Source organism: Leucobacter komagatae (assembly GCF_000834055.1).
Lineage (GTDB): Bacteria > Actinomycetota > Actinomycetes > Actinomycetales > Microbacteriaceae > Leucobacter > Leucobacter komagatae_A.
The window spans coordinates 1-23,643 of record NZ_JXSQ01000034.1; the positions used below are offsets into that span (position 1 = coordinate 1).

At 59.1% G+C, this 23,643-nt stretch carries 22 protein-coding genes and 1 pseudogene; 11 read left to right on the top strand and 12 right to left on the bottom strand.

Going from position 1 to position 23,643, the window contains the following annotated elements; all coding sequences use genetic code 11:
* Together SD72_RS18370 and SD72_RS15070 are read left to right on the top strand one after the other, a co-directional pair.
* Positions 1-204 (top strand): hypothetical protein (locus tag SD72_RS18370; RefSeq protein ID WP_042545295.1); only part of this gene is annotated, 204 nt, incomplete at its 5' end.
* A 1,173-nt stretch (positions 205-1,377) separates the two neighbouring features.
* On the top strand, positions 1,378-2,679 hold the full coding sequence (locus tag SD72_RS15070; protein ID WP_157000617.1) for a DNA methyltransferase: 1,302 nt from the start codon (positions 1,378-1,380) through the stop codon (positions 2,677-2,679).
* 1,136 nt (positions 2,680-3,815) lie between these two features.
* Here the strand turns inward: SD72_RS15070 and SD72_RS15075 are convergent.
* The 5 genes from SD72_RS15075 to SD72_RS17540 all read right to left on the bottom strand — a co-directional run bounded on the left by SD72_RS15075 (position 3,816) and on the right by SD72_RS17540 (position 7,549).
* Positions 3,816-4,994 carry a hypothetical protein gene (locus tag SD72_RS15075; RefSeq protein WP_157000618.1) on the bottom strand — a complete coding sequence of 393 codons (1,179 nt, stop codon included), beginning with the start codon at positions 4,992-4,994 and terminating at the stop codon, positions 3,816-3,818.
* Between the two features lie 18 nt (positions 4,995-5,012).
* Positions 5,013-5,408 (bottom strand): hypothetical protein, encoded by a 396-nt coding sequence (locus SD72_RS15080; protein ID WP_042545298.1) that lies wholly within the window; start codon positions 5,406-5,408, stop codon positions 5,013-5,015.
* 299 nt (positions 5,409-5,707) lie between these two features.
* Positions 5,708-5,971, bottom strand: a complete 264-nt coding sequence (locus tag SD72_RS15085; protein ID WP_042545299.1) for a DUF2510 domain-containing protein — start codon at positions 5,969-5,971, stop codon at positions 5,708-5,710.
* On the bottom strand, positions 5,968-6,609 hold the full coding sequence (locus tag SD72_RS15090; RefSeq protein ID WP_084767260.1) for a DUF4282 domain-containing protein: 642 nt from the start codon (positions 6,607-6,609) through the stop codon (positions 5,968-5,970). Before SD72_RS15090 ends, SD72_RS15085 begins: the two co-directional genes overlap by 4 nt.
* 73 nt (positions 6,610-6,682) lie before the next feature.
* On the bottom strand, positions 6,683-7,549 hold the full coding sequence (locus tag SD72_RS17540; protein ID WP_084767261.1) for a hypothetical protein: 867 nt from the start codon (positions 7,547-7,549) through the stop codon (positions 6,683-6,685).
* 212 nt (positions 7,550-7,761) lie between these two features.
* On the opposite strand from SD72_RS17540, the gene SD72_RS17545 reads away from it, so the two are divergent.
* From SD72_RS17545 to SD72_RS15120, 6 genes are all read left to right on the top strand, one after another.
* Complete coding sequence (locus SD72_RS17545; RefSeq protein ID WP_084767262.1) at positions 7,762-8,019, top strand: helix-turn-helix domain-containing protein; 258 nt, start codon at positions 7,762-7,764, stop codon at positions 8,017-8,019.
* 1,438 nt (positions 8,020-9,457) lie between these two features.
* A complete protein-coding gene (locus tag SD72_RS15100) occupies positions 9,458-11,788 on the top strand; it encodes a CshA/CshB family fibrillar adhesin-related protein (RefSeq protein WP_042545301.1) in 2,331 nt (776 codons plus the stop codon).
* Between the two features lie 734 nt (positions 11,789-12,522).
* On the top strand, positions 12,523-13,098 hold the full coding sequence (locus SD72_RS15105) for a recombinase family protein (protein ID WP_042545302.1): 576 nt from the start codon (positions 12,523-12,525) through the stop codon (positions 13,096-13,098).
* Complete coding sequence (locus SD72_RS17150; RefSeq protein ID WP_052492749.1) at positions 13,091-13,936, top strand: recombinase family protein; 846 nt, start codon at positions 13,091-13,093, stop codon at positions 13,934-13,936. The genes SD72_RS15105 and SD72_RS17150 overlap by 8 nt, the downstream gene beginning before the upstream one ends.
* 270 nt (positions 13,937-14,206) lie before the next feature.
* Positions 14,207-14,845: a hypothetical protein gene (locus SD72_RS15115; RefSeq protein ID WP_042545303.1), complete on the top strand. Its 639-nt coding sequence runs from the start codon at positions 14,207-14,209 to the stop codon at positions 14,843-14,845.
* Complete coding sequence (locus SD72_RS15120; RefSeq protein WP_157000620.1) at positions 14,842-16,014, top strand: hypothetical protein; 1,173 nt, start codon at positions 14,842-14,844, stop codon at positions 16,012-16,014. The genes SD72_RS15115 and SD72_RS15120 overlap by 4 nt, the downstream gene beginning before the upstream one ends.
* Before the next feature lie 1,637 nt (positions 16,015-17,651).
* Here SD72_RS15120 and SD72_RS15125 read toward each other — a convergent pair.
* The 7 genes and pseudogenes from SD72_RS15125 to SD72_RS18380 all read right to left on the bottom strand — a co-directional run.
* Positions 17,652-18,800 carry a hypothetical protein gene (locus SD72_RS15125; protein WP_042545305.1) on the bottom strand — a complete coding sequence of 383 codons (1,149 nt, stop codon included), beginning with the start codon at positions 18,798-18,800 and terminating at the stop codon, positions 17,652-17,654.
* Positions 18,801-18,824: 24 nt separating this feature from the next.
* Positions 18,825-19,415 (bottom strand): hypothetical protein, encoded by a 591-nt coding sequence (locus SD72_RS15130; RefSeq protein WP_042545306.1) that lies wholly within the window; start codon positions 19,413-19,415, stop codon positions 18,825-18,827.
* 170 nt (positions 19,416-19,585) lie between these two features.
* Positions 19,586-20,569: a DUF2510 domain-containing protein gene (locus SD72_RS17550; RefSeq protein WP_084767264.1), complete on the bottom strand. Its 984-nt coding sequence runs from the start codon at positions 20,567-20,569 to the stop codon at positions 19,586-19,588.
* Positions 20,566-20,877, bottom strand: a complete 312-nt coding sequence (locus tag SD72_RS18725) for a DUF2510 domain-containing protein (RefSeq protein ID WP_084767265.1) — start codon at positions 20,875-20,877, stop codon at positions 20,566-20,568. Before SD72_RS18725 ends, SD72_RS17550 begins: the two co-directional genes overlap by 4 nt.
* Positions 20,826-21,077 (bottom strand): DUF2510 domain-containing protein, encoded by a 252-nt coding sequence (locus SD72_RS15145; protein ID WP_042545309.1) that lies wholly within the window; start codon positions 21,075-21,077, stop codon positions 20,826-20,828. Before SD72_RS15145 ends, SD72_RS18725 begins: the two co-directional genes overlap by 52 nt.
* Before the next feature lies 1 nt (position 21,078).
* Positions 21,079-21,351, bottom strand: coding sequence for a DUF4282 domain-containing protein (locus SD72_RS18375; protein WP_232299815.1), 273 nt, complete (start codon positions 21,349-21,351; stop codon positions 21,079-21,081).
* 195 nt (positions 21,352-21,546) lie between these two features.
* Positions 21,547-21,663, bottom strand: a pseudogene (locus SD72_RS18380) (DUF2510 domain-containing protein); the annotation flags it as partial.
* A gap of 143 nt (positions 21,664-21,806) precedes the next feature.
* On the opposite strand from SD72_RS18380, the gene SD72_RS18730 reads away from it, so the two are divergent.
* The 3 genes from SD72_RS18730 to SD72_RS15160 form a co-directional block, all read left to right on the top strand.
* A complete protein-coding gene (locus tag SD72_RS18730) occupies positions 21,807-22,064 on the top strand; it encodes a helix-turn-helix transcriptional regulator (RefSeq protein ID WP_420038432.1) in 258 nt (85 codons plus the stop codon).
* A gap of 890 nt (positions 22,065-22,954) precedes the next feature.
* On the top strand, positions 22,955-23,176 hold the full coding sequence (locus SD72_RS15155; protein ID WP_042545310.1) for a hypothetical protein: 222 nt from the start codon (positions 22,955-22,957) through the stop codon (positions 23,174-23,176).
* On the top strand, positions 23,173-23,643 hold a 471-nt coding region (locus SD72_RS15160), incomplete at its 3' end, for a hypothetical protein (protein ID WP_198142006.1). The genes SD72_RS15155 and SD72_RS15160, both read left to right, overlap by 4 nt.

Sequence of the window (23,643 nt, forward strand, 5' to 3'; positions counted from 1 at the left end):
GGTCCGCGAGGTTTCGCGTTCGACTTCGCCACGATGCACGAGACCGACCCGGTGCTGACGCTGGAACGGGTGCTAGGCGCTGAGCAGCAGCTCGCTGCCGGAGTGCCGCTCAGTCGGATTGCTACCGCGTTGCGAGTGACTGCGGTAGAGCTGTTTAAAGCGATACGCCGAGATAACGAGTATGCCTCGTATCTGAAGATATAACCTCAGAAGCAACGTGAGAGGTCCGCCAGTTTGGTGCAGTGATGTGCTGAATGGGCGGGCCTTTTACTGTTCCTGAGAGGATGACAGGGTGAACATCATTGAGCGAGCTGTCCGGTCGAGAGGCTCCAGTACCCGCCGTGACAGAGCGGGCATCGTGTATGTCGCTGACTCAATCGATGTCGCTCAGCTCGACGCGAGGCCCGAGTCTGACATGTTCTCCGTTGCTTGGGGGCAGTTGCAGAGGTGGATGTGTCGCGCGACACAACCGACAAACACGATCATGACGCTCGTAGAGTCTCTTGCAGAGGTGCGTTACGTGAACGGGTACGACGCACTCGGAAGGGAAACTTCCAATGGGTTAATGGCGAGCCCTGAAAACATTGTCGTCCGTGACGCGGTGCCTTTTGCACGAGAGTGGAGCGAGGTCGAACTCGTTGTAGAACGGGTGAAACCTTCGAGGCCCCTGCTAGCCGCGATTGAGGGCGGACTGCCAATGCCAGCGTGGATGCTGAAGAACAGGTGGGGAGAGATTGAAGCGGGTTGGTTCGTATTTCGCCCGAATTCCCTCATCACAATCTTTGATCCCAAAAGCAGGGCAGAGTCCAAAGGTGCTCAGCAGAAGACAGGACGCGCAGTCGTGTTCGAAGACGAAGCAGCGCTGCTGGCAGAAGCTAGAGGCTGGAAAGCTCAGCTGAGGGAAGTGATCGGCGCCGAACCGATGGAATACTCAGCTCGCCGTGCAGGGCTGGAGAACACGTACACCTACCCGCTATCACCGCACGCAGATCTCCTACTTCTGAACACTATCTCGCCGGCGAGGTCGCGAAGCCGTTTCGCAACGCTAGTGACGGAGGCAGCGCAGCACCCAGGAGGTCAGGTGACAGCCCGGTATGAGGCGCAGAGGCGTCGGGGTGAATCCCCCAAACGTTCGTCGAGCGTGGCAAATCTTGAACGCGCGAACACCGTCCGCGCGCAGCTTGTTGAAACGCGAATGAGAAGGCTTTGCGAGCTTCGCCATGACGACCGGGAGCTTACGCAGACCGCATGCGCCCGCGCACTGGGCTGCGATCCTCGTACAGTCCGCAACTATCTCAGGGAACCAGGCCTCTGCACCCCGCCCGAGAAGCCAGACCCTAATCGCGAACCTTGGGAGTGTGGAGCGTGTTGGATCAAGTGAGTGCAGTATCTGATGCCGCGTCGCCGTACGATTCCCTCTCAATTGAAGAGGTTCGAGAGAGGGGCCTGGCAGGGCGGTACCGTTCCTGGGGAATCACCTTGCCTGAAGGATCCCCGAAACTCAGTGCACTGAAAACCTTCGAGCAGATACTTCCTGACCTATTCAAAGACTCCGGCGCGGAAACGTATGCCCGCGCCACCGTAGAAGAGCAGAGCGCAATTATTGATCGTGTGGTGCAGGCGTATCAAGAAGCCGACGCCTTCCCCATCGTTTACTACTCTGATGAGGCAGCTCGAAAAGAGATTGCATCCAGTCTGAAATTGGGCGCAAAGACGAACGCGAAGGCGACACATCAAGTTTGGTACTCACCGCAGACCCTCTACTTTGTGCCAGGGAGCGCGTCACGCAACGGTGTTGATCTGTGCAACTGGATGTTCCCGAACCTATTTGATGCGCGAGCCGTCACTGGCAGATCGTTACGTACCGATTTCATGGACCCAGAGCATCTGGCAAAGAGCGTGCGAAGTATTCTGCGAGAGGGCAAAGGGCCAGACCGCCTGACCCAGTCAAAACTGCGGTCGAAGGGCTACTACCCGAGAAACTTCAGCCCGATGACTGCGCGGGCGATCTACCACACATACCTCCCGAATGGGGGCACGGTGCTCGATCCGAGCGCCGGGTATGGAGGCAGACTCCTCGGTGCACTCACCACACCCGGCAACTTGCGATACATCGGATGCGACCCGAACGACGAGACCATCTACAACCTTGACCGTCTCGGGCAACTCATTGAGTCCGTCACTGGACGCACAGACTCGTATGAGCTTCACTGCAGAGGATCGCAGGACCTTGAATTGGCACCGAACAGCGTTGACCTGGCGTTCACGTCGCCGCCTTACTTCGACCTAGAGATCTACGACGAGAAAGGCGCTGAGCCGGGTCGGCCGTCACAGTCAGTGACGTCCTTTAGTAACGTCGACGCGTGGCTGACCAGATATGTACGTCCAACATCGGAGCGCGTCCGGGAAGCTTTGAAACCTGGCGGACTGTTCCTGGTCAACATCACTGACTATCGAACAGGCAAAAAGGACCCTGTGACTGGGCGTCAGGAAGTCATGCAGATCGTGGATCGGTGGGTCGAGCACACCGAGGGCGACGGCTTCGAGCTCGTTAACCTCCACTATCTTGCGCCCCGAGCCCGCCCCGGCGATCTACAAAATCACCGCAAACGCGTCAAACTCACCGACGCAAAACCCAACGTGGAACTCGAACCAATCCTCGTGTTCCGGAAATCCTAACTCACATACCCCGATGGGTTGTCAAGTGATGTGGATAAGAATCTTCTTCCAGGTGAAAACCGTGAAACCTCATGTGCGCTCAAAGCACGAAATCACCAATGCGGAAATTTGCAAACACAACAGACATTCAGGGTTGACGCTGCAGCCGGTCGCGTGGCGAGCGCCGGGCCAGCACGCGACCGGTGCTTGTCTCCTAGCATGGGCCAGCAAGCCACTCGCCCGGCCAGGCCGGGCCGGGGCGGGTGGCCACGCGCCGCTCCCCGCCATTGGTCCCGTCGCGCTTCACCGCACGCGCTACACGGCCCGCTGTGGGCCTAACCGCGGCCCGGCCAAGCTCACCCATGCCCCGGCCAGTTTCGTTGCGCCCAGCGGCGTGACAGGCAACACGCGCTCAATCCAAGCGAAATCTGATGCGCCTAAGAAAGTCAGAAAGTCCGCGCCACGCCTATGACCACTGGCCTTTCCGCTACTAGCCGGCTTGTTGCTCCCGTCTGGGGAGCCACGCACGCGCTCTCGCCTAGGGTGAATACCCGGGTTATCTCGCCACAGTACAAACCTCACCGGCGAGGGGCCGAATCAGCACATGACGCAACCCATTGATACGCGCTATTACTGGCAATAGAGACTCCGGCAACAGAAAAACCTGAAAAGAAGGCCAGGCCCGGTCAGAAAAGATCATCCTTCGAGTCGCACTGAGTCCCCCGGTTGCGGCAGCAGTCGGGGTCTGAGATTCCGGGTCAGAACGTCTGCGCTGATAGCCAGTGTGGCTGCCGCCCCAGGGTATCGCTCATAAGAGGCATGAAGACCTCCCGTGAACCGTACGAAGCCCGGTGGCCGGGCTGACCGTCCCCGAGAGAACCGTAGCGACGCAGGTAAACATCATCCCGGGAGCGCGGTGAACCAGTGGAGTTCGTGCTTAAGCCATTAGGGGCCGAGGTGATGGTCCTGGGGCGCTACGGTGACGGCATCCACTGGCTCACCGCCTCGGGCCTTGGGTATCGCTGAGCCACAATAATGAATGCAGCTGGGGTCGCCCAAGGTGAGTCCCGCTGTTCAGTGAGAACTGCTGGGGTAGAGGCGGCCTGTCTGTGGCACTTGATCGGGTATCGCTGAAGGAACCGGGGCGGCTGGATGCTCTATTTGAGATACATGAACCAGTTCCCGATCAGTCGATCCCGAGACACGTCCTCGGCCTGATCACCGAACTTCAGCGTGCGGATGTCCGGGTAAGCCTCTGCCGGGACCGGAGTTCCAGCCGGGCAGAACCACAGTTGGCTGTGGCGATGCACTTTCCCGTTTGCGCGGAGGCATCCATCTTGCACTGTCCAGGTCGGGGTATCGTGTACGAAGATGGGCGGGCCAGTGTATGCGCCGCTCGGAACATCGATCATGCTGATCTGGGTACCATCGACGAAGAGCCCGATTGCGCCTCCGGTGCCAAGAGATTCGCCGGGCAGGATGCTCCACTCGCCGTCTGTGATGTCCTCTACTTGCGGCCCCACTGAGCCCCTCACTTTCCCGGCGAGGGTGTTCAGATTCTCCATAGCGGAGCGCAGATCGGTGGGGTGAGCCTTCGGATCGTCTGCCAGGGCTCGGGCATCGCTGATCGCCTGCTCCAGCTGAGCCACGAGTTCAGCGTCGCCGGTATCTCGGGAAGCATCGAATGTCTGCTGGGCGTTCTCGATCTCGTTGGTGAGCGACTTCACCATCGTTTGCCGGTGGCTGTCGAGGAACAACACCGATGCGTCGGCAAGCTGTTTCGTGACCGCCTGAACCTCACTGGTTGCGGCCTCGATGCGCCGGGTATCGCTCCCGAGTTGCTTGTTGCTTGTGTCCGAGCCGGCATTGTCGAAGTCTTGGTGTTCGAGTTCGTCAGCCGCAGTTATGGCTGAGAGGAACGCCTCGTTGACCTCTTCGATGTTGTCGAGCGAGGTCATCGACAACTGCCCCTGATCGTCTCGGGTATCGGTGTTCTGGCGATCGAACTCCGCCCAGGCAGTCCCGTATGCGGTGATCGCGTCGGCGTGCTTGGTGAGGGCGGTCTTCTGCTCGGCGGCTTGGCTGGCCTGATTGACGAGTACGACCGTGGTCGCGGCCCCGCCGCAGAGAACGAGTGTTGCGGCCACGATGATCCACACCCACTTGCGTGGCTTCATCTTGGGCATGCCGTTAGAGGTCTGGGTATCGCTCGGAGGCGACGGTGGCGCAGCCTGTTGAACATCCGGCACAAACATTGACGGCAGCGACCCGTTCGTTGATGAGGGCGGCGGTAGCTGTGAAAGGTCGGGCGTGTGCGGGGTATCGGGGGTGTTCATCGTTGATCCGTTCGAGGGTTAGCAGCCGAACTGTTCCCAGCTGCGGACGATCTGATAGAAACCCTCACCATTTGCCGGGGTGACCGTGAGTTCATGCCCGGTGAGGTAGTACTCCGTGCCGTCCGTGTTTGTCATGCGATGCCCGGAGACCCCGCCACCCGGGAAGTAGACGGCCTTGGCCGGGAGGGTGAGATAGCCGAGGTCGGCGTTCCCACCGACGTAAATCCAATCACCCGAAGAACTATTACTGTTCTCGAACAGGTACACCTCGACCTCTTTGGTGGTGCCATACACGCAGAGCCGCGTGGCGTCTTCGGGTATCGGTGCTGCCCCGCTACCAGGAACATCAAGCGTTGGCGTTGAATCGGGGGCCGTCTGCGGTGCGGAGTCGCCTGGTGTTGGCGTGACCGGCATCGCCTCTGGCGTGCGGGGATCGGCAGATGCCGTGGGCGCGGGGGTGGACGGATAAGAAGTGATTTGTCCTGTTGAGGGCAACATGAACACGGTGATCAACACGACGACAAGCAGCGCGACTAACACGACCGCTGCTACCGATGCGGTGATGATGAGGCCGAGGCGGCGAGGACGCCGAGGTGCTTTTGCACCTGGTGGGTTCAGTGATGGTGGAGGAAGCTCGGAGAAATCTGCTGCTGCCTCAGGTGTGTGAGGGGGCGGTAGCTGTGACAGGTCAGGACGAGGTGCCTCTTGATTACTCATGAGGCGCTCTCATGGTGTCCGGGTATCGCTGAACGCTCCTGTGCCGTCCAGTCCTCACCATTCCAGTAGCGTTCGATGCTCGAAGTCGTGGGGTCGAGATACCAGCCTGCGGGTGTCTCGAACCTTTCAGCTTGACGCTGTTTCGCTTTGCCTCTGATCGAGAGGAACACGATAGCAAACACGATCACTGCGATCACGAGGATCGGCACGACAATGATGAGCCATGGGAGAGCATCGAACCCCGAGCCGCCGCCGGTCATGCTTTCTCCTCCGGTTTTGAGCACCGTGAACCTCCTGAAGTCTGCGCTAGGTGGACGAGCTTCGCGGTGTTCTGCGAGGTACGAATGAGCGCGATGGTCACTTCGAGCGCGACCCGCCAGAACACGACGGTGAGAATTACCCCGATAGGTCCGAGGACCAAGTGCAGGGTGCCCCAGACCGTGAAGAGTTCAGCATTAGATAGGTACTCGTTCCCGCCGATGGCAAACAGAATCACTGCACCGATGAGCCACCACATCACTGAGAAGATCGCTACCAGTAGGTAGATGAGCCTCGCGAACGAGACCGTCACCACGCGGTCAGACGCGAAGCTCAGATCGAACAGGCTGCGGAAGAACCCTGCCTCACGGATCGGACGCTGCGGCGTGGCCTGCGGACGCAGTGGTGACGGTGGGATCGAACCGCGACCCGGAACAGCGGACTCGGGTGACGAAGGCGGAAAGCCAGCCTCGGAACGTCTGGATGCGGTGTTGCTCGCCGGGGAATCGCCGACCAATTGGGTCTGTGAGGGACGGGTTTGCTCGGTCCAAGATGAGCCGTCCCAGTAGCGGAGTTGCTTGCTGTTAGTGGGATCGGGATGCCATCCAGCAGGAGGCAAATTGTTTGGATGCTCAGTCATGACTCTCCTACGTCATTGAGGAGGTCTCCCGGCAAGTACTGGGAGACCTCCTCAAGATTTGTTAGATGCGGTTCTATGCCTGGCGGCGCTTCGCCGCGAAGCCGAGGAGCCCTGCTCCAGCGGCAAGGATTGTGGCTGCGGCTCCTGCGAGTGCTCCAAACGGTGTGCTGCCGGTCTCAGCAAGCGTTGCGGGAACCTGGGTATCGGTCTTCGCCACGGCAGGAGTCGCGCCGCTCTCGCCTTGGGGGCCGTCAGGAACCGTTGGGTTGACCGGAGGAACAGGCTTCGGGTCAACAGGGGGAACGGGATCGACTGGGTTCACAGGATTAACGGGGTCCACGGGGTCCACGGGGTCCACGGGATCGACCGGGTCCACCGGGTCTACCGGATCAGCAGGGTCGACTGGATCGGTCGGTCCTGACGGTTTGCCGGTCGTGTTGAACATGAACAACGAGTTCAGGTCGAGGCCGTTGTCACCCACCCAGGTCAGGTCGAAGGTGATGCGATCAGCGTCGCGGTAGTCCATCTCATAAGAGAACTCGCACGAAGCTGAGCCGCCAGCCGGGATCGCAATAGGGAGTGGGCAGGTAGACATATCGACGTTGCCGTAGGCCCCGGTCTTTTCCAGGTCGTAGCCGGTGATGAGCTGGTCCTGGTCGGTGTAGTTCATGAACCACTGGAAGCTCCAGTAGGTTGAACCAACTGATTCACCGTAAGCGCCCCACGAGTTGTCAGCATCGCCTGGGCGGGGATGATCGGCGGGGTCAAAGCCCCAATCAATACCCGACCCTGCGGCTACGGATGCTGACAGTGTCTCGGCTGAAGTCTCCTCGCTGTTTGCGGACACCTCGACGTCAACCGGTGGAGCCGTGTCGACTGTGTCAACTGCGAATGCAGCCGCAGGGCTCAGAAGCCCCGCTGCCACAACCCCGGTTGCCATGACTGTGGCTAGGGCTTTCGTCTTCTGGTTCCGCCAAAAACTCGAACGCTGCATGTTGTGGTTCCCTCTCGGTGTCTCAGGCAATCGCTACTGCCTTGATTGCTATAGATGCACGCGTCTAGGTATCGGCTATGCTTGCCTCAACTTGACACTTTATAGCATGACCTCAATAAAGGGTGTTCTATTGCTGTCCCCGTGCAGATGATTAATTAGTGGCATGGGACAAAGAGAAGGCTGAACGCTTCGGAAGAGTTCTCTACGAGCTCCGGAAAGCGAAAGGCTTCACGCAAGAGTCATTGGCTTGGCATGCTGGGACGACCAAGAACCAGATTCAGCTCCTTGAATCGGGAAAGGCTTCTGGGAATCAGGGTGTTGATCGGCCTTCAAATCCGAGAGTCACATCGCTGATGGGGCTTGCGGATGCGCTTGGTATGTCTCTTGCGGAACTCATGGAAGCTGCTGACCTCTAACGGCCTCAAAAGTGATCAGTATTTAGAAACGTGAATATCAGTATTAGAAATCGGAATTCACAATTCGTAGATCGATTCCTGCGTGCCTCTCGCGCTTGCTCTATATAGGTAATGCTGAATCGCGTGTGCGAAGGGGTTGGTAAGGCCCCTTCGCGTGGGTTGTGTTGCTCGCGGTATAGGACTAGGGCTGTGCTCGCTGGGGCTCATCAAAGTCGCATAGCACCGCTGCCGACCAACTACATGTTTGTAATGAACTCGACCCCCTGGTCGGAGCCTCTTGATTTTCGCCTCGAGGTTCCTGCGGGGCAGTAGTTGACGCCACGGACGTTTCAGGTGGTGTCTCCTGTGGATCCTCACCTGCGGTAGGGAACGAAGCAAAGGTTGCCAAGCCCAAGATGAGGGCGGAGGCGGCAAATGCAAAAGCTGTGGCGACAGCAGGACGTGACACACGAGCTGTGTGGCCCTGTTGGCTCTCAGGCTTCGTGATAGTTGCTACTGTCGGCAGCGAGATAAGAAGTGGCAGCAGGATGCTCAGAGTTCGAGAAGAGGAAGCTGCTTCCGCTACACGTTCCCGGCACGAAGCACAGGAGTCTACGTGCAACCAAAACGCGCGCTCGCCTGAGTCACTCCGGCGGCCCGCTAGCACAGAGCCTGCCCGCTGGAGATACGGGAGGCAGGCCTCTGGAGCCCGACTGGTCCGAACGTGTCGTTGGATCCAATCAGCTCGCAACCGTGAGCGAAGCTTGTACAGGCGTCTTGAGGCGCTTGGCCCTGTGCGCCCGACTTCAGGCCCTACCTCGCCAACCGGCCTATTCTCAGCGAAGACGGACAGCAATAAGTGGCGATCATCACTTGAGTACTCGGAGAGAATGTCAGCAAGCAATGTCTCCCCAGGAGCAGTTCCTGGATTTGCGTGTTGGTCGATCTCATGCTGGTCCAGCTTGTCTGCGTCGAGCGTGCGAACTCGGAACCCGCGCTCACGCTCACGGATGATTTCCCGTTTTAACGCCGCGAAGAGGTAAGCTCGCGGATGATCCACCGGGCCGCTACCTGCTCGTTTCGCGCGGAATGTCGCTTCAAAGACGTTCGCTACTACCTCATCGGAGTCGAGCTCGGAAGCGTGCTGACGCGCGTAGCTTATGAGTTGCTCACTATACGCTACCCAGAGCTCCTCTATCGCGTTTGATGCGGCTGAACTATTGCCGTCCGGAGTGTTTGGGCTGTGTTCTGAACTAACCAAAAAAATCCTTAAGGGGGGGGGGGGAGAAACTAGGCCGATGACCCTCTCCTTATGTGGGAGGAAATTACTTCTCCTGCTGCCTAGGAGCAATTCCGTGCAGTATATAGAACAATGCTCATAGTTTCATTTGGAGGATACATGGTCCGCGTACGTCGAAGAAGAAGCGACGGATTCAGGAAAGTTTTAGCTTCACTTGGGATGGCCGCACTGATCGGTGGTGTTGCAGTTGCCTCTCCGTCGCTAGCCGCCGCCCATGCCGATGATAGTGTCGGCTGCGGATACGGCACCGGGGGACCGCACGCCGATACCATCTGCTGGATCGACATGGCGGGGGTCGACCCGGCACGGGCAGAGGCGCCCGGCGGTCAGCAGATGCAAATCCAGCTCGGCGCGTACACCATGACCTTCACTGCAGAGATGACCGCGGGCACCGATGGATTTACTCCTCTGCGCCCGACGAGTTTCCCCACCTTCGAGCGCTCGGTCATCGGGAACAACAACAATGTCGACGGTGCCGCCTACTACGTCAACACCCCAGGCCGCCCTGCGCTCTACCAAGACTCATGGAACGCGCCTGCGGGAGGAACCTCATACGCCCGCGGAGAGGTCACACTCAAAGACATTGTGATCACCGACAGCACCGGTGCCACGTTCTCCGGGGACTACTCGTTGATCATGGCCGACGCAGAGTCGACCGGCTATTCAGAGGGATTCAGCTATACCTCTGATACTCCTTTCCGAGAACTCGCGCGCCTCACCCCAACCAACTACGCGGAACCCTGCGTGGGTGAGCTCACCGGGATCGGTACCACCGAGGTGAGCTGCGTGGGAGGCGACAGCGGCGGGAATACCTACCGTGGAGCCCTCATGGTGGCGGCCGATAAACCGTCCACTGTCACCGTGTCCTTCCTCAACGGCGGGCGGAAGGACGGTGCGACCCGGCAGGGAGTCGCATTCGGTGTGATGCTGTCGAGGCTCGAGGTCAGCAAGGTGATCGACGGGCGCGCTGATGCCCGGGACCAGTTCACCGTGTCGGCGTCGGAGTCCGGTGAGGTGATCGCGAGTGCGACCACCGAGGACGAAGCATCCAGCGTGACCACGGGTCCGGCGTCGCTGCTCAGCAACATCGGCGGCAACCGCATCACCTTCGAAGAGCGTGCGGCTTCGAGCTCCGTCGACTGGGATCGGTACTCGACCGCCTGGCAGTGCTCGGTGAACGGCGAACCGATGGACCCACAGCTCATCGAAACCTCCGCTGATGGGCGAAGCGTCTCAGCCCCGCTCGGAGTTGGAGAATTCCTCGACTGCACCGTGACGAACACCGCGAAGATTGGTGGGGTTTCGTGGAGCAAGGTCGACCCAGAGGGCAACGCACTCGCCGGTTCCGAGTGGGAGCTCGTCTCCACGGGCGGTAGCTCCCTCGCAATCGTTGACAACGGAGAGCGTGACGCAGATGCCGCCGACGGCCGTTTCCTCGTCGAGGATCTCCCTTGGGGCGAATATGTTCTGCGGGAGACGGCGGCTCCGAAGGGTCACGTGCTGAGCAAGCAGACGACCTCCATCACGATTGACGGGAAGCACCGCGACGTGAAGATCGGCGATATCGAAAACTCGCGGATCGATGGAGAGCTTTCCTGGAGCAAGGTCGACTCAGAGGACGAAGGGCAGCTCCTGGCTGGGTCTGAGTGGGAACTCACTGGACCCGATGGCACGACCGCGAGAATCGTCGACAACGGGCTGAACGACCAGGATCCAGAGCCCGGCAGACTGCGGGTCACGGGGCTGGAGTGGGGCAGCTATACGCTCACCGAGACCCGCGCGCCGCGGGAGTATCTCCTCGCGCAGGACCCGATCTCCGTGGTGGTGGACATCGATCACCTGGTCATCGAAATCCCTGCCGTGAAGAACGAACTGGCTCAGCCGGGGCTGCACATCCTGAAGGAATCCGACCCCGCATCGGGCTCGAAGGTCAAGCCGGGACAGGAAATCACCTACCGGGTGACTGTGAAGAACACCGGTAACGTCGATCTGACGCCTGCACTGGTCGACGATGATCTCTCACAGGTACTCGATCATGCGACCTTCATCGAGGGGACCGCCCAGGCGACGATCGGCGGGTCGCCAGCGGCTGCGCCCGAGGTCGATGCCGAGGGAGCGTTGCTGCACTGGGAGGACGCCCTCCCCGTTGGAGCCTCGGCGACGATTAGCTACCGCGTGAAGGTTCACTCCGATGTCACGGACAAGGATCGCCTGGTCAATGTGGTGACGGGTACCGGAACAGTTCCTCCTGGCATCACGCCGCCTCCGTCGAACTGCGCCCCAGGGCAGCACGAGAATCCTGATTGCTCTACGACCCACGTCCCGGATGTTCCGGGGGATCCGAAGATCACGGTGCCCCCCACCCCGGAGAAGCCCGGGCTCGCGTGGACGGGCGGAGGGGACTTGCTCGGAGTGTCGCTTATCGGGGCGGCGCTGTGCCTCGGGGCCGGAGCGATACTGCTCCTCCGCAGGCGAGCATCGCAGGACTGATATGCCCCGCTTGTTGTCGAGCGCGCTTCCCCTGCCTCGGCCCAAGCGGAAGTTGGAAGGTAGGGTCTCTACCTCCTGAGTGATGCTCGGCATCGCACAATCCGGGGCGTCAGCACTCCCCTCCCCCCCCCCTAGGGAGTGCTGGCGCTCCGGTCCCGTTCTTGGCTCTTACGTTGCGATTTTTAAGGACGTTGGGGGCAATTCGGAATTGGCAGCATTAGAAACGTGAATGTCAGCATTAGAAACGAGAATTCCTAATTCGGAGACTGATCCCCGCCTACCTCTTGTGCCTGCGGCATACGAAATACTGACTCGCGAACGAGCAGGTTTTGACGCCGAAAGAGTTAGTAAGGCCCCTGGCGGGCCGTTGCGTAGTGAGCTTTTCTTGTTAGCTCCGTGCTCACAATAACCCTTTCGGGTCTGTGTTTTCTGCCTTAAACGCCCCCGTAGTCCGCTTTTCGGGCTCGCGTGGCCCTCGGGGCCTCATCACGCTTGTTAGTTCGCCTCCGCGCAGCGCGCGGGCTTCGGCTGTTCGGACCGCGTTTCAGGTGCCAGCCCGATAGCTGAGCGCCCTCGCTCCGTCCGCCTAGCTATCGAGCGCTGATTGGAGTGCATCGTGGGAGGCGATGTGTGCGGTGGGGTACACGTCAGCGCACATCGAGGGAAACCCTTGAAAGCGGGTTCTACAAGGTGGCAGAGCGCCACGTTGTACGGATACGCAAAGGAGTCTAGACATGGATGGTCAAGTAGTCGCTTACCTCCGAGTCAGCAGTACCGATCAGAACCCGGACCGGCAAGAGCAAACGGTTGGTGCCGTCAGCAAGATGTTCGTAGATGAGGCATCGGGCAGTAGCACCAACCGACCCCAGCTCCAGGAGATGCTTGCATACGTTCGCGAGGGAGACACCGTCCGGGTCGCGAGCATTGATCGTCTCGCCCGCTCGACAAGGGACCTGAACAACCTGATTGCGCAGCTGAACGAGTTGGGTGTCGCGGTCGAGTTCGTGAAGGAGTCGTTGTCATTCAAACCCGGCACCGGTACGTCGTCGATGGATGCGTTGATGCTCGGGTTGCTGGGTGCGATTGCTCAGTTTGAGCGTGCGCTGATCAGGGAGCGCCAAGCGGAGGGTATTCGAGCTGCGAAGAAGCGTGGCGTTTACGAACGCGCGCCAAAGCTCACGCCGGATGACGTTGAGAGCGCGAAGGAACTTCAGAAACAGGGCATTCCTAAGACGGTCATTGCGAAGCGTTTTTCGGTGTCCAGAACCACTCTTTACCAAGCTCTGAAGGGAGCCGGCAGCTATGCCTAAGCTGAAGAACACTAATCAGGAACTGACCGTAACGACGATAGGAAAAGAGGGCGGGCAAGAGTCCCGAAACCCGTTTTCCAAATTGGTTGCCGGCTTTCGGCGGAACGGGCAGGATCAGCGAGCGGTAAGCGTTTGCGCGCCCACGCCGCTTTATGCGCCAGAAGAAATCGCGGAACTCATGGTTATCAGGAAGACAGATCTCAACGAACGTGACGCAGCTGATGGAAGGACGCTTGGGTATGTTCGCATACCCGAGGCAGATGCCACTCCGATGCGTCAGGAGACACTGCTGGGTGACGTTGATGAGTTGTTCATCGACGTGACTTCGACCTTGAAGACTGCTCTCCCGAGTCTTAACACGCTGCTCCTTGAAGCGGGTTGGGGTGACATCGTGAAAGCATCCAGCCTCGACCGCCTGGGCGTCTCCCTGGAAGAGTCGATCCAGACGGTTACCTTGCTAGTCTCGCGAGGCGCTGAGGTGCATCTTGTGGCTGAAGGGCTCGTGTTCGGGCCGCCGAGTGAGTTTGACGATGATGCGGTGAAGCGGTCGTGGGCACTGCTGCAAAGCATTGGTGCTGCTGAGTTCACTTTGCGGGATGAGCATGTCTGGCGACCTGATGCGTTTCAGAACCAGTTCTGGCTGGGTACCGGTGGAAGTGATGCAGATACCCCGAACCTCACGGTTGCTGATTTGATTGAGGCCGAACGGCAGATCGCGGCTCGTATCCCTTGGGGTCGTGTCGCTTCGGCGTTCAAAGTTGGGCCGTCCGAGCTGTACGCTGCGAGCCACAGGCTTGGCTTGTACGAGAATCATCCTCGGCAAGCAGGAAGCAGGTAGACCACAATCTCGACGTCATCTCTGAGGCTCTGAAATGAGTACGCAAGGGGTTGGCTGCATCGCTTCACCCGTGATGCAGCCAACCCCTTGCTTCTGTTCGTGGGGTATAACCGTTGTATGGCGACCCTCGACCCTCTTCCGCGTTATCTTGAGCGAGGTTTCCGAAGGGTTGATGGATGCCTCTACCTGCTGGGGTACGGGCATCGCTCAGTTTCCGATGCTGATGTGGCGAACTTGTATCGCACATCGCTCCAAGAAGGTTTGTACCGGATGACGATGCGATTCAACATTGCGTATTCGGGCCAGGACGAGATCCGCACCTTCGGGACTAAGCCACGCCTGGCTGCGGACGGCACTGGCCGGACTGACACGATGTTCGAATTTCTCGACCAGGACTTCCGCCTTTCCCGTTTCTTTCTCGGCAAAGACGGGTTGGGGAGGCCGGTTGACTTCGTAATTATCAGGGTCAAGACCCGCCAGCTATTGCAGGGAGCAATCGCTTTGGGACTTCCCGCACCGCTCTGGCTGATGAGGGTCAACCGAGAGTTTGAGGCGGGCTGGATCATTTCCAGACGAGTGCAGGACTTGAAGCGCGACAAAACTGTCGCCGAGGGCGGAAATCCTTCGGCTGAAGACGCGGCAGAGGACGTGCTGAGGCGAAGGCTCAGTGAACTTCTTGGGGGTGACTGCGTGGAGACGTTTGTGAACCCGATCAAAGGGCAAAAGAAGCTCGTGATGGCAAACCTGAGAGAAGGATGGCCTCACGTAAACGAGTTCCTGCTCTGGCTCGAAAAGCCTCCTTCAGCGGTGGACCTTCGTCGAGAGGGGCAAAAGTTTGAAAAGGAACTCCAGCGGGTATATGGCCGTGATGGTGCGAAGACTGCCCCTGAGGCGAAGAGGTACCCGTGAGGGCCGGGTATCGGTGCGCGCCGAGCAACGATGAAGGCTGGTTGGAGTGGAAGTATCGGGTACCCGAAGGCCGATTAAGCGCAACAGGGTATGAAGAAACACGAGATGAGTGGGTTGCAATTCGGCAGGCCTACTGGACGGCCGAGGTAACCGAAGAGGCGAGAGCTCCCTATCTGAAAGAAGCCCTAGATCTTGTCCAACGTGTTGGCGTTTTCCCTATTACTCACTACTCGACGCTCGGCGCTGAACTCGAAGTTCAACTGTGCCGCGAACACGGCCTGGCAGGGGACAACCAGACAGCTCCGTATGGTGTGAAGTCCTCACTCAGCCGCGCCGGAGCAGACCTGTGCCACTTCATGTTCCCGAACCTGTTCGATATACGCGGAATCAAGGTCAATAACAGTCTGTTGCAGAAATTTGAGACGCCTGATCTTCTCCAAAAAGCGCTGCCCAGAGCCCTCTCAACACCCGGCGGTCTCAACCTCTCGGACGTGAAGGGTCAGCAGCCGCACGCGACAAACTTCTACCCGATGGCGGCACAACACATCTTCACGACGTATGCACCGGAAGGCGGGGTCGTATGGGACCCGAGCTGCGGGTTCGGAGGACGATTGCTGGGTGCGCTCACCTCACGCAAGCACTTCACGTATCTCGGAACAGACCCCGCGGAGGAAACGATCCACAACCTTAAACGGCTCGGCGGCCTGATCGAAGGCGTGACCGGTCGCACCCACAGCTATGAACTCTACGAGCAGGGTTCCGAAGAAGAAATCGATCTTAAGGGCGAGGTGGATTTTGCTTTCACCTCACCACCGTATTTTTCGCTTGAGTGGTACGAAACGACGGATAAAACACAGGGCCTCGAAGAATGGTTCGAAGAATACGTGAGGGGTACGATCCGGAACATCTACCGTGCACTGAAGCCCGGGGCAAGATATGCCGTCAACCTCGCGGACTTCGAAGACGGAGGACGAGAAGTTAGCTTTGTTGACCAGTGGGCTCAGATCAGCTTCGAAGAAGGTTTTCGATTCATCAGCCTCCACGGACTCGACATCACCGCCAGGCCAAACACAGAACTCCGGGGGAAGTGGAATAACGCTGCGAGGAGAATCGCCACCCTCAACGCAGGGGTCCGGCAAGAGCCGATTCTGCACTTCTACAAACCCTAGAACCACACCCCCGCAGACCTGTCAAGTGGTTTGGGCACCGATTTATCTCCACTCTTGGCCCTGAAACTTGTACCCACGCAGATATTTCCGACATCAATCTGACGTTAGAGCAGGCAGGGTGTGTTGTTTTCGGCCAGCGTTGGGGGCAGGCGTTCGATCCGAAAAGTTGCCGGTGATGCCGTTTCAGGGTGGCGCAGGGCTACGCGGGACTGCGTTCTTGAATCGGTGGCGCGCCGCTAGAAGCCCCTTCCAGGCGTTGGCTTCAATCCAGGATTCTCCCGCGGTGCTGCTGAAGCCCACTCTCTTGCCGCTGCCGCCGCCGGGCCCTAAATAATAGAAAGTAACGCCGGGTGATTGCAGGCGTTGAAGGAATCTCCTATAACGAGAGAATTTCCGAACCCCATCAAAATCCGGAGAGAAGAGAGAAAAGTTGTGAACTCCCTCTCTTGGAGATTCTGCCTCGAAGTCTCTCCTGGACCGGGACTCCTCGAATCGCGTCCGGGTGTATTGAACTTGGAAGTTTCCTGCTCCGGCGGGTCATCCTTTTTCCCGACTGCTGGGTTAGCGGTGATAGGCGAATACCTCCGCTAGAACCCCACCTGATCCGTAGCGACCCGACATCAATTCCACAGCGCACCCTCTAAAGCCGTCACCCGGAGTATCTCCGGTGTGCTCCTGAAAGCGTCCTCACTCAGGGAGAGCCGATAGCGGCTTCTCGGGTATCGCTAATACCGCAGTCCCGACTCCGACCGCTGAAGGTTCCAGGCTCGGTGCATCCCGAAGGGTAGATCTGCGGGCGGACTCCCGGCCTTGCCGGGATGACGGCCCGCATGGGAGGAAGACTGAGCCGGTGTCTCCCCGGGAGTCTGCCCCGTCATGCCAGAGATCGGCGGAAGCTTCCGAGGGATGCCGTGGGAGTGCGGCAGTGCCGCACTCCCACGCTGACTGCATCCGTGAGGACATTCGTCGGGCTCAGACCCGACATCCGGGGTGTGCTCCTGGAGAATAGTTCTGCAGGGAAGGCTCGCGTCATGGCCGGAATACCCGTGGGGCAGGGTATCGCTATCCCATACGATCACACGAGGTATGAACGGCTGGGCCGGCCTTGGCCCTTGTTGGGTCGGCTTGTGTGACTGTGCTGCAACAGGTTCATGACCCGTCAAACAGGTATTCGTGGGTGACGCGCCAGCCGCCCCTCTCCGCCGTGCAGCACGCACCGCCGGGGGGCGCTCGCAATTCGGGGTAAGCGGCGCACAGGCGCCCGCCTACGGCCTCCTGTGGCCTGCTCCTCGGGCGCACTCTCGCGGTAGTCGCAGTGTGTCTGCCGTGTGGCCCTCCTCGTCTGTCGCCTTGTGGCATAAGGTCAGTCCCGAGCTCCTCAGGGTATCGCTGAATCCAACACGATAAACAAGAAATGCTTGGGCCCACTTCGAGAGAGTGAGCCCAAACATCCGATCGCCCAGGGCCTATTGCGCGGTTTCGTTACTCGCGCACCCAGACTGCGCATGAGTGTTGCTGGAATCCGAGAACGTACAGACGATCCTGCGATGTGTCATCCATGAGCGTCTGGGTATCAGGGGACGATTCCTCATCGAGGTGAGACCGTCCTCGCCAGGGACGACTCGACCCAGGTCACGTCACATCAGATACATAAACCAGTTTCCAATGAGGCGGTCCTGTGAAACGTCTTCTGTCTGGTCCCCGGATTTTAGACTGTAGATCTTATCGTGTGCCTCGCTTGGTACAGGAGTGCCGGCTGGGCAGAACCACAACTGGCTGTGGCGATGCACCTTGCCATCAGCGACGAGGCAGCCGCCCTTCTCGGACCAGATGGGAGTCGTGTATTGAAAGATGTCTGGCCCCGTGTATGCACCGCTCGGATTATTTTTGGCGCTGATTTCAATACCGTTGACCGTGAGCCCCACAGCGCCACCGGTTCCGAGTACATCACCCGGCAAAATGCTCCACTCCCCGCTCTCGATGTCCTCGACCCGGGGGCCTGCTGAGTCCGTCACTTTTCCCGTAAGTGTGACCAGGTTCTGGAGAGTCTCCCGAAGGTCGGTGGGATGTGCTTTGGGATCTTCTGCGAGGGTGCGGGCATCGGTGAGAGCTTTCTCAAGCTGTGCCACAAGGTCAGCGTCAGCACGTGACCTCTCAGATTCAAGGACTGTCTCGGCCTTGGCGATCTCATCGGTCAGATACTTCGCGGTGATACTTCGATGGCTATCAAGAAACAGCGCGGAAGCGGCTGCAAGTTGTTTGGTGACCTTGGTGGCTTCGCCTGTCGCAGCTTCAACCTTTTGGGTATCGCTGTTGATCTTCTCGACCGCTGTACCCGCGTCGGGGGTGTGAGGCTCGATGTATTCGAGTGCATCGGCCGCGGTGATTGCGGTAGTGAACGCGTCTACCACTTCTTCGGTGTTGTCGAGGGAGGTCATTGAAAGCTGTCCTTGATCGTCCCGGGTATCGCTGCTTTGCTTCTCGAATCCCTCCCACGCTTTTTCGTATGCGCTGACAGCATCAGAATTCTCCTTGAGAGCGCCTTCTGTAGCTGCCGCATCGTTCGCCTGAGAAACGAGTACGACTGTCGCTGCCGCGCCGCCGACAACGAGAACCGCGGCGAGAACAATCCACAGCCACGTGCGACGAAGATTCCTCGGCGGCCGAGACGCCTCGGCTGTCTTCGGGATGGCTTTCGCCCCATCATGCGAGGGCGGGTCTGCGCTGATAGATGGCGGTGGGAGCTTCGAGAGGTCCGGGCTGTTGAGCGGTTCGGGGGTGTTCATGATTGGTCCGTTTCAATAAGGGTCTTAGCAGCCGAAGTTTTCCCAGCTGCGGACGATCTGGGTGAAGCCTTCACCGGATGGTGGGGTGACCGTCAGCTCGTGCCCGGTGAGGTAATACTGGGTGCCGTCAGAATTCACCATTCGATGTCCGGACACGCCACCACCGGAGAAGTAGACCGCCTCTGCGGGAAGCTCGATGTATCCCTGCTCCGCGCTACCCCCGACATACAAGAGATCGTCCCCGTCTGAACCTTGGGGGTCCTCGAAGAGATCGTCCCCGTCTGAACCTTGGGGGTCCTCGAAGAGGTAGAACTCGACAAACTTCGTGGTGCCAAACACGCAGAGCTTTGTAGCGCCTTCGGGTATCGGAGCAGCACCGCTTCCAGGAATCTCAAGCACCGGAATCGAAGCGGACGCCTCCGGTGCGACATTTGGGGCTTCCTGTTCGAGGACGTCATCGTTCTCGGGGGCGGTCGCCGGTTCCTCCGCCACAACTCCCGACCTTTCGGAAGGTGCTGCATCTGGTGCTGCGTTGTTCGAGGATGAACCGGTCACGAGCAGGAAGATAACGACAGCGAGCACAAGGAGCACCGCAATCCCAGTGATGATTGCCACAGGGAGACGTTTCGACCGGGCCGCGTTCTCGGGTCCTGCTGCGACCGATCCAGGCGGCGGAAGCTCTGAAAGCGTCGGCAAGGAAGCCGGGGGAGTCGTGGCATTCATTGCGGGAGGCGGTAGCTGGGAGAGATCCGGGGTGTCCTGTGTCGAGTTTGTCATAGCGGCTTTCAGTAGGTCGGGTATCGGCGTGAGAGCTTTTGGTATTGCTTTCGCCTGGCGTACTCATTCGTTGGCGGAAGCCACACGAAAAACACGCCCAGTAGATGAAGGATCAAGATTGTGGGGAAGCTCACATTCGTGAACGTCAGCGCGTCAATGTCGGCCCATACCAGAAGCTGCGAAAGTCGCTGCTGAGTGAATGTGGTGCTCACAAGGCCGGGTATCGATATGACCGAGAAGACCGTTCCCCACACTCGCGCAGTAGTCGATCCTGTGGACACGCCAGCGATGACGAGCATGTACAGCAGGAAGGTGATGACGCTGGACACGATGAACAGGCCGGCTACCCATCCGAATGCTTGTCCGCCAACGTCTGACGCAAGCTGTTCCCCGGCGGTGAACCATTCCGCGTCAATATCGGACCCGTCTTTGAAGCCCTGATACTGCGCGTTGAGCATCAAAACCGTGATGACTGGGTTCAACACAGAGAGCAGCCCTGCGATGCTCCAGCACAACACCGCAAGATGCTGAGTGAGCGGCCGAGCACCGCGCCACTTCCTGCTTGAGGTGGGCGCTGAGGCTGCCGGAACCCCCGGCCTACTCGGGCGTCGGAGTCCAGGTGGCGGAAGCTGATCGAGCGGGGCATCGATCGACACTGCTGCTGGGGTGGACTGATGGGGTAATGTCTGGCGGCGTGCTTCGAGAGCAGCGGATGACTTTTCCCAAGCCTCTCGCGCCTTCACTGCAGATGCGCGGAAGACAGGTCCCGCAGCATCCCTGGCCTTGCCTGAAGCGATGAGGGTTTGCGCCCAGAGCTTCTTTGCTCCCTCAGCTACCAGTTCCCCCAGCGGCTCTTCCGGAACGGTCTCGATACCTGGCTGAGTGTGCTCAGTCCATTCCGTCCCGTCCCAATAGCGCGACTGCGAGGCATCCCAGGGATCTTCAAACCAGCCAGAGGCAGGTGGAGGCAACGACTCTGGTGCGGTGTTCATGATGATCCTGCGGGGGCCGAGGGTATCGCTGAATGCTCATGCTCCGTCCAGGCAGCACCATCCCAATATCGTTGAACGTTCGCATCTAAGGGATCCTGGTACCACCCCGCAGCACTGGAATCAGTTTCATCAATGGCTGACAGTCGGCGGTTGCGCAGGTACAGCGTTAGCACTGTGGCAATGGTGGCGACGACTACCACTGCACCGCCTAGGAGCATGAGGATTGCCAACGGGTCTAAGCCCACTCCAGCGACGATCATCGGGGCATCTCCGTCTCTGGCGTTGCCGGTTCGACATGCTCGGTCCATGCTGACCCGTCCCAGTAGCGTTGCAAGGTTTCATCTGCGGGGTCGAGATACCAGCCAGCTTCAGGCTTAAATCCTGCGTCGGCTCGATGTGCCCGCCGGTTCCGGACACCCAGAACAACGGCCGAGACCACAATCGCGAGGAACAGTACAGTCGCGAGCACCAGCACCAGCACCAGTGTCCCGTTCATGCCGCCGAACACGTCAGAACCCTCTCGGGGTGCGTGTCTGTTGAGCAATCTTCGCGGTGTGCTGCGACGTACGAATTTGCGCGATCATCACTTCGAGAAGCACTCGCACGCCGACCACCGTGAGAAGCACGCCGACCCAGCCCAGTGCGAGGTGAGCGATGGCCCACCCAGTGAACCCGGAATCGTGCTCTCCCAGACTGAACAGGATCACCGCCCCAACTAGCCACACGAGCACCGACACAATCCCGGCGAGCAGATATAGAACCCGTGCGAAGGAAATCGTCACGACGCGATCCGGCGCAAAGCTCAGATCAAACAGACTCCTGAAAAACCCGACCTCCGCAGCCGGATGCACAGGAGTCTTGCCGGGACGCATTGAAGGCGGCGGAACAGCGGCAACAGCAGGCACACGTGTGCCCGGATTAGGCGGCGGGGGTGCGGTTCGCGCTGGGGCGGGCGTGGCGCTTGGCGGTGCGGGTGGGGTGATCGGGCGCACTTGCTCCGTCCAGGCGGTTCCGTCCCAGTATCGACTCTGGATCGGGTCTACCGGGTCTGGGTGCCACCCAGCAGGCGGCGATATAGGGTGCTCGCTTGTCATTCTGTGTCCTTAGTGCCTCGGGGAATTCGGTCGGGCTGGCCGGGATCACCACCCCGGCACTCAGAACATTATCAGCTAATAGATAAAGACCTTTAACTGTCTTGGATGCCGTTCTGCAGTTCGGTTGTTGGGTGAGCTACCCTGTGCCCGACCCCGACCTATCTCAATTGCGTTTCGTTCTCGCAAAGGCTCGTGAAGAACAAATGCTGACCCAGGAAGAACTGGCAGCGCGAGCGGGAATCACTCGGGAATCGGTTCTGAACATCGGCAGCGGTCGTTCGCGAGGCAGCATCGAGACTTGGGCAAGGCTTGCGAGAGCCCTGGATATTCCGTTGGGCGACCTCATCTCCCCGATCTGGAGTGATTCCGAGGCTGACTCACACGACGGCCCCGCGTCTTAGCGGTGGCAAAGGCGGAGTGAACCGCCTTGATGCATCATTCACGCTCGGCAAAGTAACTCGGCCCTGGTCGAAACTTCGTAGTCGGTATTCACAGCCCTTCAGCATGTGCAGGAGCTCTTTATTTCCTGGCAGCTGATCAGAGTAGGGCAAGACAAATGCGGCGTGTGAGATGTGGCGGCATTAGAAACCAAAGTGGCGGCATTAGAAACGAGAATCCGGGCGCTTTCCACCGAAGCGCCTCCACCTGTATACGAGCAGTTCTAAGAACTGTCGAACAATAGGCGAGTCCACGGGGCTGTCTTGAGCTGGCCTGAATTACCTCGTCTGGGTGATTGGCTCGGTTAGTCCGGAAGCTCCTTCAATGTGGGTTGACGCGCCTTGCTTGGGCCGTACAAGGTTTAGGTTGCCTCGTTGGGTCACGCCAAATGCGAGTTCGTGTGAGTAAGTGTTTGCTTACTTTCGCGACTCCAATATCTCTGGTTTCTCCGGAAAACTAGCTAGTTTGCTCACTCCTAGGCGACCTTTGCGGCACGGCAGGGGCGTTTTACGGGTGCGCCCGCTGTCTACGTGCTTACTCTGCCGTGCGTCTCATGCACCTCTCTGACCCGTCGCGTGGGTGAAGCTCGAACGTCAGGGGTGTCATGCCATGGTTCCTTGCTGGCTTCCATACCTCTATTCGGCCGCAATCGTGTTTGGCCCCCTTGGATTGCAAAGCCCTTTCGGGACTCGCTAAATTCTCGAAACCCGGCTGCGGCAACTGTGCTCAGTGTGTGAATCGCAGCTCACTGTGACTCATGGGCTGAACCGCCTCTGGTGTGTAGCCGCAGCATTTCGTCCAATTTCTGGCGGTGCGCGGCGGTCCGCATTCGGCCATATTTAGGAGTACACAGATGAATGAAGAAGACCCAACCACGACGGTAGTGGTGGCGACGTACACGGAAACCGAGACGGCTGTCCGTATCGGTGTGGACCGCACCTCGATTAGGCGAGTGGCCCGCACAAAGCCCGATCACCCGATCGCAGAGGCCTGCCTGCACATCACCGAGAACAAGCGGGTTTACTCGCGTGAACTCATAGATGCATACGTGAGCGGACAGGGGGCACGAAAGTGACTGTCAAGAAGCACGGAAATCGCTGGCGGGCGATGGTGCGTAAGAACGGTGAATACCTCGGGTCGAAGGTTTTTGATCTTAAGCGAGATGCCGAGTCGTACGAGCGGAAGCTCTTGGAAGAGAACGCTGACGGCATCGATGTGAGGCAGGCAAGCCGTAAGTTGTCCGAGTATGTGTCTGATTTTCATGAGTACCGAGTGCTCATGAACCGGGTTTCCGAAGCAACGCGAGAAACTGACGTGCACCTTTTCAAACGAGTTCCGACATGGTTTCTAAACCTCCGTCTGAAGGACGTGAAGACTCACCATGTGGAGAGGGTGCTTGCGGAGGACGCCCGTGAGCACAACAGAAAGGAGGGAGGCATTATTCGATATCGCACGACGCTGTCGGCATTCTTTACCTACCTGATGGACAATCGCCAGATCATTACAAGGAATCCGGCGCGAAGAGCAGCAATCCCGGGCGCT

What these genes read in the sequence shown, in the direction of transcription:
- SD72_RS15125 (WP_042545305.1), bottom strand. Translation starts at nt 18,800, where the DNA reads ATGAACACCCCCGAACCGCTCAACAGCCCGGACCTCTCGAAGCTCCCA.
- SD72_RS15080 (WP_042545298.1), bottom strand. Translation starts at nt 5,408, where the DNA reads ATGCCGGTCACGCCAACACCAGGCGACTCCGCACCGCAGACGGCCCCC.
- SD72_RS18725 (WP_084767265.1), bottom strand. Translation starts at nt 20,877, where the DNA reads ATGGACCGAGCATGTCGAACCGGCAACGCCAGAGACGGAGATGCCCCG.
- SD72_RS17550 (WP_084767264.1), bottom strand. Translation starts at nt 20,569, where the DNA reads ATGAACACCGCACCAGAGTCGTTGCCTCCACCTGCCTCTGGCTGGTTT.
- SD72_RS15090 (WP_084767260.1), bottom strand. Translation starts at nt 6,609, where the DNA reads ATGACTGAGCATCCAAACAATTTGCCTCCTGCTGGATGGCATCCCGAT.
- SD72_RS15085 (WP_042545299.1), bottom strand. Translation starts at nt 5,971, where the DNA reads ATGACCGGCGGCGGCTCGGGGTTCGATGCTCTCCCATGGCTCATCATT.
- SD72_RS15105 (WP_042545302.1), top strand. Translation starts at nt 12,523, where the DNA reads ATGGATGGTCAAGTAGTCGCTTACCTCCGAGTCAGCAGTACCGATCAG.
- SD72_RS15155 (WP_042545310.1), top strand. Translation starts at nt 22,955, where the DNA reads ATGAATGAAGAAGACCCAACCACGACGGTAGTGGTGGCGACGTACACG.
- SD72_RS17150 (WP_052492749.1), top strand. Translation starts at nt 13,091, where the DNA reads ATGCCTAAGCTGAAGAACACTAATCAGGAACTGACCGTAACGACGATA.
- SD72_RS17540 (WP_084767261.1), bottom strand. Translation starts at nt 7,549, where the DNA reads ATGGCAACCGGGGTTGTGGCAGCGGGGCTTCTGAGCCCTGCGGCTGCA.
- SD72_RS15100 (WP_042545301.1), top strand. Translation starts at nt 9,458, where the DNA reads ATGGCCGCACTGATCGGTGGTGTTGCAGTTGCCTCTCCGTCGCTAGCC.
- SD72_RS15115 (WP_042545303.1), top strand. Translation starts at nt 14,207, where the DNA reads ATGACGATGCGATTCAACATTGCGTATTCGGGCCAGGACGAGATCCGC.
- SD72_RS15075 (WP_157000618.1), bottom strand. Translation starts at nt 4,994, where the DNA reads ATGAACACCCCCGATACCCCGCACACGCCCGACCTTTCACAGCTACCG.